Origin of the sequence: Gordonia sp. NPDC003585 (genome assembly GCF_040610755.1) — a bacterium.
Classification (GTDB): domain Bacteria; phylum Actinomycetota; class Actinomycetes; order Mycobacteriales; family Mycobacteriaceae; genus Gordonia.
This window is the reverse complement of record NZ_JBEXMX010000116.1, coordinates 1-11,701: the sequence shown is the minus strand read 5'-3', so window position 1 is coordinate 11,701 and position 11,701 is coordinate 1. Positions and strand designations below refer to the sequence as shown.

15 protein-coding genes, 1 tRNA gene and 3 pseudogenes are annotated in these 11,701 nt (G+C 66.2%); 12 read left to right on the top strand and 7 right to left on the bottom strand.

The features are described 5' to 3' along the window. A pseudogene (locus ABZW74_RS22535) lies at positions 1-572 on the bottom strand (nicotinate phosphoribosyltransferase); the annotation flags it as partial. A gap of 19 nt (positions 573-591) precedes the next feature. On the opposite strand from ABZW74_RS22535, the gene clpS reads away from it, so the two are divergent. The 11 genes from clpS (at position 592) to ABZW74_RS22480 (ending at position 8,217) form a co-directional block, all read left to right on the top strand. After that, entirely contained in the window at positions 592-957 is a 366-nt protein-coding gene (clpS, locus tag ABZW74_RS22530) for an ATP-dependent Clp protease adapter ClpS (RefSeq protein ID WP_240862391.1), read from the top strand. A 33-nt stretch (positions 958-990) separates the two neighbouring features. Next, positions 991-1,575, top strand: coding sequence for a DUF2017 domain-containing protein (locus ABZW74_RS22525; RefSeq protein ID WP_240862389.1), 585 nt, complete (start codon positions 991-993; stop codon positions 1,573-1,575). Positions 1,576-1,605: 30 nt separating this feature from the next. Then, on the top strand, positions 1,606-2,709 hold the full coding sequence (locus tag ABZW74_RS22520; RefSeq protein WP_240862387.1) for a P1 family peptidase: 1,104 nt from the start codon (positions 1,606-1,608) through the stop codon (positions 2,707-2,709). 79 nt (positions 2,710-2,788) lie between these two features. Further along, a complete protein-coding gene (locus ABZW74_RS22515; protein WP_240862385.1) occupies positions 2,789-3,196 on the top strand; it encodes a M67 family metallopeptidase in 408 nt (135 codons plus the stop codon). Between the two features lie 3 nt (positions 3,197-3,199). Beyond that, positions 3,200-3,472: a MoaD/ThiS family protein gene (locus ABZW74_RS22510; protein WP_240862383.1), complete on the top strand. Its 273-nt coding sequence runs from the start codon at positions 3,200-3,202 to the stop codon at positions 3,470-3,472. A gap of 3 nt (positions 3,473-3,475) precedes the next feature. Further along, positions 3,476-4,462 carry a cysteine synthase gene (locus tag ABZW74_RS22505; RefSeq protein WP_355279500.1) on the top strand — a complete coding sequence of 329 codons (987 nt, stop codon included), beginning with the start codon at positions 3,476-3,478 and terminating at the stop codon, positions 4,460-4,462. A 38-nt stretch (positions 4,463-4,500) separates the two neighbouring features. Beyond that, positions 4,501-5,130 (top strand): rhomboid family intramembrane serine protease, encoded by a 630-nt coding sequence (locus ABZW74_RS22500; protein WP_240862380.1) that lies wholly within the window; start codon positions 4,501-4,503, stop codon positions 5,128-5,130. Beyond that, positions 5,127-5,936 carry a glutamate racemase gene (gene murI, locus ABZW74_RS22495; RefSeq protein ID WP_240862431.1) on the top strand — a complete coding sequence of 270 codons (810 nt, stop codon included), beginning with the start codon at positions 5,127-5,129 and terminating at the stop codon, positions 5,934-5,936. The genes ABZW74_RS22500 and murI overlap by 4 nt, the downstream gene beginning before the upstream one ends. An 83-nt stretch (positions 5,937-6,019) precedes the next feature. Further along, complete coding sequence (locus ABZW74_RS22490; RefSeq protein ID WP_355279497.1) at positions 6,020-6,805, top strand: cyclic nucleotide-degrading phosphodiesterase; 786 nt, start codon at positions 6,020-6,022, stop codon at positions 6,803-6,805. Positions 6,806-6,823: 18 nt separating this feature from the next. Continuing rightward, entirely contained in the window at positions 6,824-7,579 is a 756-nt protein-coding gene (gene rph / locus ABZW74_RS22485) for a ribonuclease PH (RefSeq protein WP_240862375.1), read from the top strand. Between the two features lie 14 nt (positions 7,580-7,593). Beyond that, entirely contained in the window at positions 7,594-8,217 is a 624-nt protein-coding gene (locus ABZW74_RS22480) for a non-canonical purine NTP pyrophosphatase (RefSeq protein ID WP_240862374.1), read from the top strand. 130 nt (positions 8,218-8,347) lie between these two features. On the opposite strand, the gene ABZW74_RS22475 is transcribed toward ABZW74_RS22480, so the two are convergent. From ABZW74_RS22475 to ABZW74_RS22465, 3 genes are read right to left on the bottom strand one after another with little or no spacing between them, the layout of a single operon-like run. Continuing rightward, on the bottom strand, positions 8,348-9,463 hold the full coding sequence (locus ABZW74_RS22475; protein ID WP_355279494.1) for a glycosyltransferase: 1,116 nt from the start codon (positions 9,461-9,463) through the stop codon (positions 8,348-8,350). Between the two features lie 45 nt (positions 9,464-9,508). Next, complete coding sequence (locus tag ABZW74_RS22470) at positions 9,509-9,871, bottom strand: DUF3817 domain-containing protein (RefSeq protein WP_240862370.1); 363 nt, start codon at positions 9,869-9,871, stop codon at positions 9,509-9,511. Beyond that, positions 9,868-10,287 (bottom strand): transcriptional regulator, encoded by a 420-nt coding sequence (locus ABZW74_RS22465; protein ID WP_240862368.1) that lies wholly within the window; start codon positions 10,285-10,287, stop codon positions 9,868-9,870. The genes ABZW74_RS22470 and ABZW74_RS22465 overlap by 4 nt, the downstream gene beginning before the upstream one ends. A 72-nt stretch (positions 10,288-10,359) precedes the next feature. Here ABZW74_RS22465 and ABZW74_RS22460 point away from each other — a divergent pair. Continuing rightward, a tRNA-Leu gene (locus ABZW74_RS22460) sits at positions 10,360-10,444 on the top strand. A 123-nt stretch (positions 10,445-10,567) separates the two neighbouring features. Here ABZW74_RS22460 and ABZW74_RS22455 read toward each other — a convergent pair. The 3 genes and pseudogenes from ABZW74_RS22455 to ABZW74_RS22445 all read right to left on the bottom strand — a co-directional run. Next, positions 10,568-10,700: pseudogene (locus ABZW74_RS22455) on the bottom strand (site-specific integrase); the annotation flags it as partial. 452 nt (positions 10,701-11,152) lie between these two features. Next, positions 11,153-11,335: pseudogene (locus tag ABZW74_RS22450) on the bottom strand (helix-turn-helix transcriptional regulator); the annotation flags it as partial. Positions 11,336-11,502: 167 nt separating this feature from the next. Further along, positions 11,503-11,701, bottom strand: a 199-nt coding sequence (locus tag ABZW74_RS22445) for a hypothetical protein (RefSeq protein WP_355279490.1), incomplete at its 5' end; no start/stop codon positions are given.

The following is an 11,701-nucleotide window of genomic DNA, read 5'->3' as shown; positions in this document are numbered from 1 at the left end:
GGAACGCCGAAGCGCCGAGCTGCCTCGAGGTTGGAGGTCGCGGCAACACCGGCGATGTAGGCCGCGCGGGCCGACGCGACAGCGGCGCGCTCGTGGGTACGGCGCGATCCCATCTCGATGATCGGGCGCGACCCGGCGGCACTGACCATTCGGGCGGCGGCCGACGCGATCGCGCTGTCGTGGTTCAGGATCGACAGGATCAGGGTTTCCAGGAGAACGGCCTCGGCGAAGCTCGCGCGGACGGTCAGAATCGGGGAACCGGGGAAGTACAGTTCGCCCTCGCGGTATCCGTCGATGTCGCCGGAGAATCGGTAGTCACGCAGCCAGGCCACCGTGTCGGCGTCCAGGAACTTCTCGACGACCGCGATCTCGTCGTCGCCGAAGCGGAAGTTGGCGAGTTCGTCGATGACCCGCCCGGTGCCCGCGACCACCCCGTAGCGCCGTCCATCGGGGAGGCGGCGGGCGAACACCTCGAACACGCAGCTCTTGTGCGCGACGGGCTGCGCCAACGCCGCGGCGACCATGGTCAGCTCGTACTGATCGGTCAGCAGGGCGGTGTTGTCGATGCTCACAATCGCTTACCCTATTCGTATGTCGCCTGACGAAACTCGTGCGGACGAGGCTACCCCTCGCGCCGCGCGCAGCGACCGAGGCACGACGCCCGTACCAGGCACCGGCACCGCGGTTGTCGAGCCGGAGGTCGCCGACGGCGAGGCCGGTCTCGACCGCCCCTGGATGACGATCGTGTGGGACGACCCGGTCAACCTCATGCGCTATGTGACGTTCGTTTTCCAGAAGATCTTCGGCTACTCCGAGTCCCGGGCCAATCAGCTCATGATGCAGGTGCACACCGAGGGCAAGGCCGTGGTGTCCTCCGGCGATCGTGACAAGGTGGAGACGGATGTTCGTAAACTTCATGCGGCCGGTCTGTGGGCCACCATGCAGCGTGATTCGTGATCGACCCGATCTGATCCGGAGATTCTGAGCAACGTGCGAACGTGGAAGCGCAAGGGGCGCGGAGCAGGCGTGCGCATCTGTTCTCAACTCGATCCCCACGAGGCCGAACTCCTCGCGTCGATGGTCAACTCGATGTGTGACCTCCTCGACGAACGGATGGACAGCGCGCCGCGCGACGATCTGGGCGAGCTGACCGGCATCCGCACCGGGCATGTCGATGCGCCCCGCGATGCGACACTCGGGCGACTCCTGCCCGACTTCCACCGGCCCGATCAGGATCGTGAATTGTCCGCCGATGTCGTCAACGGTGAGCTCAATGCCGCGTTGCGCAGCGTCAACGAGCCCAAGATCATCGACGCGAAGTTGGCTGCCGCGCAGGTGGTCCTGGAGACACTGCCCGACGGTGGTGGTGACATCGCCCTGACCGAGGCGCAGGCGGGTGAGTGGCTGACCGCTCTCAACGACGTGCGACTCGCACTCGGCGCGATGCTCGGGATCTCCGAGGACACCCCCGACCAGTTGCCGCCGGACCATCCCCATGCAGCGCATCTCGACGTCTACCACTGGCTCACGGTGATGCAGGATCTGCTGGTCGAGTCGCTGATGTCGGGTCGCTGATGGCGGGTCACCGATGACGCGGGGTTGCTGATGTCACGGAGCCGTGAGGGTGACCGGATCACCGACGTCGTCGGGCTCGGCGTCGGACATCATCACCGCATCGAGTCGGCCGCGGGTTGGGCCACCGGGACGACAGTGGTTCGGCTGTCGGGCGTCGGCGATCGGGTGCCGATGGTGGCCGTCGACGTCCGCGGCGGCGGGCCCGGCACTCGCGAGACCGACCTGCTCGACCCGTCGAACACCGTGCAGACCGCGCACGCCATCGTGCTCACGGGCGGCAGTGCCTACGGCCTCGCGGCTGCCGACGGGGTGATGTCGGTCCTCGAGTACGAGGGCGCCGGGCTGGTGATGGATGAAGCACAGCACACGGGCGAGCGAAGCGACGGGGCAGTTCGCGTCGTGCCGATCGTCCCGGCAGCCGTCATCTTCGACCTTCCCGTTGGTGCATGGCATGCCCGGCCCAACGCGGAGTTCGGCGCGCGGGCAGCGACCGCTGCCGCCGTCGACTTCGAGGTCGGAAGCGTGGGTGCCGGGACCGGCGCTCGGGCCGGAGCGCTCAAGGGCGGGGTCGGGACGGCCGCGGTCCGCATCGCTGACGGCCCGGCCGCCGGTGTCACCGTCGGCGCCCTGATGGTGGCCAACCCGGTCGGTGCGGTTCTCGACCCCGAGACCGGATTGCCTTGGGATGCAACCGAGGCGGCGCTGAACCAGTGGGGTTTGCGACCCCCGGTGTCCGCCGAGGTTGCGACGCTGGCGGAACTCGCGGAGAAGTCGACCGTGCTGAACACGACGATCGGTGTGGTCGCCACCGACGCGGATCTCGATGCCGCGATGACCCGCCGGGTCGCGATGGCCGCGCACGACGGTCTCGCCCGCGCGATCCGGCCGGCGCACTCGCCGCTCGACGGTGACACCGTGTTCGCCGTGTCGACCGGCGGCGTAGCCCCGCCCGACGAGCAGGTCCCGGTGCCGCCCGGGATGTACCCGGCGGTCGCGGTGCTGAGCGAGGTGTGCCGGCATGCCGCCGAGGTGGTACAGCGCGCGATCGTCGATGCCGTGGTGTCGGCGACGTCGCTGGCCGGGCTGCCCGCATACCGCGACGTCGCCCCGTCGGCGTTCGCACCACCGGAATAGGGTGGCTGGAATCGGTGTTGAACCTTCACCGATGGCCCTGTCCAGGGGTCGCGACAGCCGGGTTGGGAGACGTCAGAGCATGCTGAGGATCGGCCAGGATCTCGTCGATGCGATGGTGGAACACGCTCGTGCCGACCATCCCGACGAGGCCTGTGGCGTGATCGCGGGGCCCGAGGGCAGCGATACGCCGCAGCGGTTCATCGCCATGGTCAATGCCGAGCGGTCGCCGACGTTCTACCGATTCGATTCGGGCGAGCAACTCAAGGTGTGGCGCGAGATGGACCGGCAGGACGAGGAACCGATCGTCATCTACCACTCGCACACCGCGACCGAGGCGTATCCGAGCCGCACCGACATCTCCTACGCCAGCGAGCCCAACGCCCATTACGTGCTGGTGTCCACGCGTGAACCCGACACCGCCGAGGTTCGCAGCTATCGCATCGTCGACGGCGTGGTCACCGAAGAACCCATCGAGATCAGGAGCTGAACCATGTCTGTCACGGTGTCCATTCCCACCATCCTGCGTCCGCACACCGGGGGCGCCAAGCGCGTCGACGGCAGCGGCGCAACGCTCGCCGAGCTGATCGACAACCTCGAGACCGCCAACCCGGGTCTCAAAGAACGTCTGGTGGCCGACGGCAAACTGCATCGCTTCGTGAACGTGTACGTCAACGACGAGGACGTCCGTTTCTCGGGCGGACTGCAGACCACGATCGACGAGGGTGACGAGGTCACCATTCTGCCCGCGGTGGCCGGTGGCTGAGGCGTGGCCCGATACGAATCACTGATCGACTCGGTCGGTCACACCCCGCTGATCGGATTGCAGCGGCTCTCGCCCCGATGGGACGACTCCGATCCGAGCGATCCCAACGGCGGCCCGCACGTCCGGTTGTGGGCCAAGTTGGAGGACCGCAATCCGACCGGATCCATCAAGGACCGCCCGGCCTTGCGGATGATCGAGCAGGCCGAACGTGACGGACTGCTGAGCCCCGGGTCGACGATCCTGGAACCCACCAGCGGTAACACCGGGATCTCCCTGGCCATGGCGGCCAAGCTGAAGGGCTACCACCTCATCTGCGTGATGCCGGAGAACACCTCGGAGGAACGGCGCTCTTTGCTGCGCATGTTCGGCGCCGAGGTGATCTCGTCACCCGCCGCCGGTGGCTCCAACACGGCGGTCGCGATGGCGAAAGATCTCGCGGCGCAACACTCCGACTGGGTGATGCTCTATCAGTACGGAAATGCCGCCAACGTCGCCGCGCACTACGAGGGCACCGGTCCGGAGTTGTATGCCGACCTGCCCGAGATCACCCACTTCGTCGCCGGGCTCGGCACCACCGGCACCCTCATGGGCGTCGGCCGATTCCTCCGCGAGCGCAAGCCTGACATCGAGATCGTCGCTGCCGAACCGCGATACGGCGACGAGGTGTACGGTCTGCGCAACATCGACGAGGGTTTCGTTCCCGAACTCTACGATGACACCGTCCTGACCCGACGCTTCTCGGTACAGGGCGTCGACGCGGTGGCCCGGGTGCGTGAATTGATCGAGCAGGAGGGGATTTTCGCCGGCATCTCCACGGGCGCGATCCTGCAGGCCGCGCGCGGCGTCGGACGTCGTGCGCTGAAGGCGGGGCAGCGTGCCGACATCGGGTTCGTGGTGCCCGACGCGGGGTGGAAGTATCTGTCGACCGGCGCATACGAAGGTAGCCTGGACGACGCAGAACAGGCCCTCGAAGGCCAGCTCTGGGCCTAGGGGAAACCGCGGTCCGAGCCGGCGAGAAAGTGTTGCAGATGACCTACCCCGCGCCGTACGGGCAAGCGCCCGCACCGACGTCGAAGCCACTGTGGTTGCGCTCGGCGATCATCACCGTGTGCATCGTCGCGGGACTGTTCGTGATCGAGGCCATCGACGCGGCCACCCGATTCGACCTCGACGACAACGGGATCGAGCCGCGCGAGGTCGACGGCCTCGACGGCATCATCTGGGCACCGCTGCTGCATGCCGACTGGGCGCATCTGTTCGCCAACCTGATTCCGGGCGTCGTCTTGTGCTTCCTACTGCTGATGACGCAGCGGTTCCTCGTCGTGACCGGCATCGTGTGGGTCGTGTCCGGTCTGGGTGTGTGGTTGTTCGCGCCGCCCTACACGATCACGGTCGGCGCCTCCGGCATCATCTTCGGCTGGCTGACCTTCCTGCTGATCCGCGGCCTGTTCAATCGCGACCTCTGGCAGATCCTCGGTGGTGCGGTGCTGTTCCTGATCTACGGCTCCATCCTGTGGGGAGTGCTGCCGACCGATCCGACGGTGTCGTGGCAGGCGCATCTCTTCGGCGCTATCGGCGGCGTGCTCGCCGCCTGGTTCCTCGGTGAACGGGAACGCCGCAAGCGGGCCACACCGACCACGCCGGGGGTGGCGTCATAGCCGCCGGAGCATCTCGCGAGGCACCGATCGGGGTGTTCGATTCGGGGGTCGGGGGACTGACCGTGGCGCGCGCGATCATCGACCTGCTGCCCGACGAAGACATCATCTACATCGGCGACACCGCCAACGGCCCCTACGGTCCGCTGACCATCCCGGAGATCCGCAAGCACGCTCTCGCGATCGGTGATGACCTCGCCGAACGCGGTGTCAAGGCGATCGTCATCGCGTGCAACACCGCGTCGGCCGCCTGCCTGCGGGATGCACGCGAACGCTATGCGCCGATCCCGGTGGTGGAGGTCGTGCTCCCGGCGGTGCGTCGGGCCGTGGTGGCCACCAAGACGGGCCGCATCGGCGTCATCGGCACCGAGGCGACCATCGCGTCACGCGCCTATCAGGACTCGTTCGCGGCGGCCCGCGACGCGGTCATCACCGCGGTTCCGTGTCCGCGGTTCGTCGACTTCGTCGAGCGCGGCATCACCAGCGGCCGGCAGATCCTCGGCCTCGCGCAGGGCTACCTCGAACCCTTGCAAGAAGCGGGCGTCGACACCGTTGTCCTCGGCTGCACGCACTATCCGCTGCTCTCGGGCGTCATCCAGCTCGCCATGGGCGACGAGGTGACCTTGGTGTCGAGCGCCGAGGAGACCGCCAAGGACCTGTTCCGCGTCCTCACCGAAGCCGACCTCCTGCATTCGCATTCCGACCGCACCGCCGATCGCATCTTCCAGGCGACCGGCGATCCCGAGTTCTTCGCCAAGCTGTCGACCAGGTTCCTCGGCCCGGCGATCGGTCACGTCGAGCACGTCTGAGGTCGAGCCCGGAGTCACCACTCGAGTTGGACTTGTGACCCGTATGTGGTCTCCCGATCCGACCGGCATGGCATGGTAGGCGTATGCGTCTGACGGTCCTCGGATGTTCGGGAAGTGTGGGCGGGCCCGGAGCGGCCTGTTCTGGCTACCTGCTCTCGGTACCCGGGGAACAACCCGTGCTGATGGATTGCGGTCCGGGTGTCCTCGGCGAACTCCAACGAGTGACCGATCCGAAGAATGTTGCCGTGGTCTTGTCCCACCTACACGCAGATCACTGCATGGATCTGCCCGCGATGCTCGTCTGGCGTCGCTATGCGCCGAGCTGCATGGTCGAGCCGAATGCTGCCATCGACAAGGCGCCGCTCTACGGTCCGCCCGGAACTGCGATGCGAATCGGTGCGGGATCGTCGGAATTCCCGGGCCAGGTCGACGACATCACCGACACCTTCGACGTGCACGAATGGCACGACGCGATGGAGGTGACGCTCGGCGGCATGCATTTCCGCGCCTTCGAGGTCGACCATCCGCCGTCGACGTTCGGGCTGCGTGTCACCGGACCCGACGGTGAGGTGCTCGCGTTCAGCGGTGACACCGCCATGTGTGACGAACTCATCGAACTCGCCGACGGCGCCGACCTCTTTCTGTGCGAGGCGACGTGGACGCACGCGCCCTCTGAGCGGCCCCCGCACCTGCATCTGTCCGGCATCGAGGCCGGCGAGGCGGCGACCAAGGCGAACGTGAAGGCGCTCGCCCTGACCCACATCGCACCGTGGACCGACGTCGATGCGGTGGTGGCCGAGGCCCACCGCACGTACTCCGGACCGATCCAGCTGATGCGGCAGGGCCGCGTCACCGACGTCGGTGCGTGACCACCTACAGTTGTTCGGGTGACCACACGAGCTGACGGCAGAGCCGACGACGAACTGCGTCCCATCTCCTTCACCCGGGGATTCACCTCGCATCCTGCGGGTTCGGTCCTCGTGGAGTTCGGTCAAACGCGAGTGATGTGTACGGCGAGCGTGACCGAAGGTGTGCCGCGCTGGCGCAAGGGTTCGGGACTGGGCTGGCTGACCGCCGAGTACGCGATGCTGCCGGCGGCGACGCACGAGCGGTCGTCGCGCGAGTCGGTCAAGGGCCGGGTCGGTGGCCGGACCCATGAGATCAGCCGCCTGGTCGGACGTTCACTGCGCGCGTGCATCGATCTGGGTGCGCTCGGCGAGAACACCATCGCCCTCGACTGTGACGTGCTGCAGGCCGACGGCGGCACGCGCACGGCTGCGATCACCGGCGCGTACGTCGCCCTCGCGGATGCGGTCGAGTGGCTGCGTGCGGCCGGTCGGCTCAGCGATCCGCAGCCGCTGTCCTGTGCGATCGCCGCGGTGAGCGTCGGCGTCGTCGACGGTCGGGTCCGGCTCGACCTTCCGTACGAAGAGGATTCGCGGGCCGAGGTCGACATGAACGTCGTGGCCACCGATGCGGGCACCCTGGTCGAGGTGCAGGGGACCGGCGAGGGCGCGACCTTCGCCCGCAGCACCCTGGACTCCCTGCTGGACATGGCGGCCGTCGGCACCGACGCACTGTTCGCCGCCCAGCGCGAGGTACTGGCCGCGCCGTATCCCGGTGAGCTGCCGGACAAGTCGTGAGGGACTGATTCGTCGTGCCCACACTGCTGCTGGCCAGTCGAAACCGTAAGAAGCTCGCCGAACTGCAGCGGGTTGTCGACGCGGCCGGGATCACCGGTCTCGACGTGATCGGGCTCGACGCGGTACCCGAGTTCCCGGAAGAACCCGAGACCGGCGCGACCTTCGAGGAGAACGCACTGATCAAAGCGTCGTCAGGTGCTCGCGCCACCGGATTGCCGTGTCTCGCAGACGATTCCGGAATCTCGGTGGACGCGCTGGGCGGCATGCCCGGGGTGCTGTCCGCGCGGTGGTCGGGACGCCACGGCGACGACGCTGCCAACAACGAACTCCTGCTGGCGCAGATTGGCGATGTGCCCGACGACCGACGCGGCGCCGGGTTCGTTTCGGCATGTGCGCTGGTCTTTCCGGACGGCTCGCAGGTGGTGGTCCGCGGCGAGTGGCGTGGTCGGATTCTGCGAACCACGCAGGGCGCCAACGGTTTCGGTTACGACCCGCTGTTCGCGCCGGATGATGCTGTGGCCCAGGGCCGGTCGTCGGCGGAGTTGTCGCCCGCGGAGAAGGACTCCCTGAGTCACCGCGGAAAAGCGTTGGCGCAGTTGGTTCCTGCGCTTCGTGATCTGGCTGCCGCCACCTCCTGATCGAGATGTACCACCCCGCTGGTTGAGCCGCGACGTGCGAGCCTGCGAGCTCGACGCGTGTCGAACCACAGGCGAGCCGACCATGTCCGCGACCACGGACGCGCGCCGTTGGTTCCGGAGCCCGTCAGGATCAACCAGCCATCAGCGCGCCGTGCACCTTGAGCATCCGCGCCACCGAATCCGGCCAGCGATACTGCAACGCCCGCGCGCGTGCTGCGTGTTCGCGGTCGGCCTGCGGCAGCGTCAGCACCTGTTCGATGGCGTCGGCGAACCCGGCGCCGGAGTTCTCCGACAGTGCACCGCACGTGTCGTCGACCAGACCCGCGACCGCCGACGACCGGGATCCGACCACCGGCGTACCGGCCGCCAGCGACTCGAGCGCGGAGAGGCAGAACGTCTCGTGCGGTCCGGGCGCGAGCGAGATGTCGGCGCTGGCCAGGAGTGAGGCCACCTGGTGACGGTCGCTCAGGTGCCCGAGGAAGGTGACCGGCAAACCGCGTGCCACGCTGTGGAGCGGTCCGCGCATCGGGCCGTCACCGGCCACCACGAGGTGAGCGGGTACACCCTTGCGATGCAGGCGCCCGACGGCGGTGATGCTGCGGTCGACCCGCTTCTCCACCGACAACCGGCCGCAATGCGCGATGAGGGTGCCGGTGCCACCGGTCCAGCGGGTGGTCAGATCGGGGTCGAGGTGGCGCGGGTCGAAGACGTCGAGATCGACGCCGAGCGGCGCGCGGACGAGGTTACCCGCACCGACCCGTTCAAACTCTGCGGCGGCGAATCCGGTGGTGCAGACCACGGTGTCGAAGGATCGTGCGATGTCGGCGTTGGCGCGGTCAGCGAGTCGACGCGCGGCCGCGTCGGGCATCACCTGGCCGAGCAGGCGGTCGAATCGCTCGTGCGACACCATCGTCGCGTGCACATCGCGCCGCCTGGCCCACCGGCCGAAGCCGCGCAGCGTCAACCGATCCGACACCTCGATGGAATCGGGGCGCAAGTAACCGAGCACATCGGCGACCCTGCGAGCCGACGCCAGTCGGTAGCCGCCCGAGCACGGAATCCGCGGTGCGGGAACGGTGATCCGCACTACGCCTGACGGTAAGACTTCCTCGTCGCGCTCCTGACCGGGCACCACCAGCACCACCTCGTGGCCGGCCGACACATAACCGGCGCCCCATCGGTCGATGGCGGTGCGCAGACCGCCGGACTGGGCGCCGTAGAAGTTCGCGAGTTGGACGATCCGCACCGGCCCAGTGAGCCCGATCGCGGTGAATGGAGCGCTGCGACGCCCTTAGGAGAGGTTGAACTGCGCCTTTACTTCCTTGGTGCGTACATGCTCGAACCAGAAGGACAGGAACGGAATCGTGCCCGCGATCGCGGTGAGCAGTGACTTGCCGAGTGGCCAACGCACCTTCATCGCGAGGTCGACCATGCAGATCAGATACGCGAAGTACACCCAGCCGTGGACGATCGGCACGAAGTCGAGCGAGTCGTTGTCGAACCCGTACTTGAGGATCAGTTCCGCGACGAGCAGCAGCAGCCACAGACCGGTGATCCAGGCCAGCACCCGGTAGCGAAGCAGCGCACCCTTGACCTTCTCGACGGGTGCCGTCGTCCCGTCGGGCTGGGCTGTCTCGGTGGCTGGGTTGTTCACAGGGGTCCCTTCTCGTGCACATCATCGCGGGAGTCGAGTTCGGCGAGGTAGCGGTTGTAGTCGGCGAGAACCTTGTCCTCGCCGGCGTCCGGGGGATTGGACAACGACGAGGCGCTGGGCGTCGTCGGCCGTTTGGGGAGCAACCCATCGGGGATCTCGGTCGCCCCCTTGCTTCGGGCGGCCGATGTGCGCTCCTCCTCGGGGGCGCGTTCCAGGACCACAAAGCGGCGGTAGGCGTAGATGACCGCGACGGCGAACGCCGGCCACTGCAACGCGTAACCGAGGTTCTGCGCCGTCCCCGACGACGACTCGTAGCGGTCCCACTGCCACCACGCGAGCGCCAAACACGCCAGCGCGGCGACCGCGACCAGCACGATGAGTGCAGGCCGATGGGTGCGGCGCGGCGACGTGGACATACCCACGACGGTACCTGGCCTGCACCGATCGTCACACGGGCGGTAGGGTTGCCTCGACCACATCTGGGTCATGCGCGAGTGGCGGAATTGGCAGACGCGCTGGATTTAGGTTCCAGTGTCTACGGACGTGGGGGTTCAAGTCCCCCCTCGCGCACCAACTGGTCAACTCGGGCCAGCGACCACTTTGCGCACGTCTGCAACATGGGTTTGCCCCGCAAAGTGTCACAACTTGTCCCACGCCACGAAAACTCTGGGCGGCAAGCTGCAACGACTGTGGCTGTGAGTGGACGTACGTGCGCATCGTGAACCCGGCATTTGACGTGCCCAAGCGACGCGGCGATCACTACGATTGGCACGCCCTGCAAGTGCATATCAGCGTCGCATAGGTTGTGGCGAGCGTCGTGCAGACGAATCTATTGCACAGCATCCGCGCTACATGCTCGCGTCCAGCCGCGAGTAAGGCGGTCAGGGAGTACCTGCTGTGAGAGTCACAGCATCAATGTCGATGCTGTGCCACCGCTATCGGGACTGCCGGACTGGTTGACTCCCTGACCTGTGAGGATTCGTCCTTGCTGGAAGGAAGGCGCTACGGACGTCCGACCTCACTCACTGATCGGTGCGACACAGTCGAGTGTCTCAAAACTGGTCGGGCTGGGCAACTCTCTATCCCATTTTGTGGTCGCGCTTGCGAGCTACCTTGAGTGGTCGAATGGCCTGGTAATCTCTGGCAGCGATTCGTGACACTTTTAGCGCAGGCTGAACTGTGATAATTTGCTTGGCTGCATTTATATCCCCTACACGCAGGATGCGCTTTTGTGCAGAAAATGCAATTGGTACTTTGGAGGGAGTATGGAAACTCGGCTGCCTAGTCGTCCAACTCGATGTTTTTGAGATCGTCGCGGTCAACAACGTCGAGCTTCATGCATGCGCGATAGATATGCCCCTCGACAGTGCGAATCGATACTGTCAAGATGTCCGCGATTTCATTTGTGGACTTTCCCGCTTTCACGAGGTCTACAACCTCTCGTTCGCGAGTCGTAAGCGGTAGGGAAGATTGGTCATCGACGACCTTCAACGTACTCAACCATCGTTGTCCCGGGCCCAGCGTGCGAAGGGTGTCGCCCCAGGGGAACTTAACAGCTTCTATTGGTACGTAGGCGGCAATCGCCACGCTATTTGCAGCGTTAAACAATTAGCAGGTTCTGTGGTAGTACGTTATCGATCTTTGATCGGCGCGTGTGGCAGGTGTGATTGGTGTGCATTACTGAGGTGAAAATCCGGCAGTGAAATGTCAATTGTAACCTTTATATTGGCTATATCGGGCTCTTCCGGATTGACGGTGCGTAGAACGGGTTCTCGTGACCACAAGATGTAGGGGTGAGCAAGATCGCCGAGGCGGGCGGTGTGGCTGAAG

What these genes read in the sequence shown, in the direction of transcription:
- ABZW74_RS22500 (WP_240862380.1), top strand. Translation starts at nt 4,501, where the DNA reads ATGACCTACCCCGCGCCGTACGGGCAAGCGCCCGCACCGACGTCGAAG.
- ABZW74_RS22465 (WP_240862368.1), bottom strand. Translation starts at nt 10,287, where the DNA reads ATGTCCACGTCGCCGCGCCGCACCCATCGGCCTGCACTCATCGTGCTG.
- ABZW74_RS22490 (WP_355279497.1), top strand. Translation starts at nt 6,020, where the DNA reads ATGCGTCTGACGGTCCTCGGATGTTCGGGAAGTGTGGGCGGGCCCGGA.
- ABZW74_RS22520 (WP_240862387.1), top strand. Translation starts at nt 1,606, where the DNA reads ATGTCACGGAGCCGTGAGGGTGACCGGATCACCGACGTCGTCGGGCTC.
- ABZW74_RS22515 (WP_240862385.1), top strand. Translation starts at nt 2,789, where the DNA reads ATGCTGAGGATCGGCCAGGATCTCGTCGATGCGATGGTGGAACACGCT.
- clpS (WP_240862391.1), top strand. Translation starts at nt 592, where the DNA reads ATGTCGCCTGACGAAACTCGTGCGGACGAGGCTACCCCTCGCGCCGCG.
- ABZW74_RS22510 (WP_240862383.1), top strand. Translation starts at nt 3,200, where the DNA reads ATGTCTGTCACGGTGTCCATTCCCACCATCCTGCGTCCGCACACCGGG.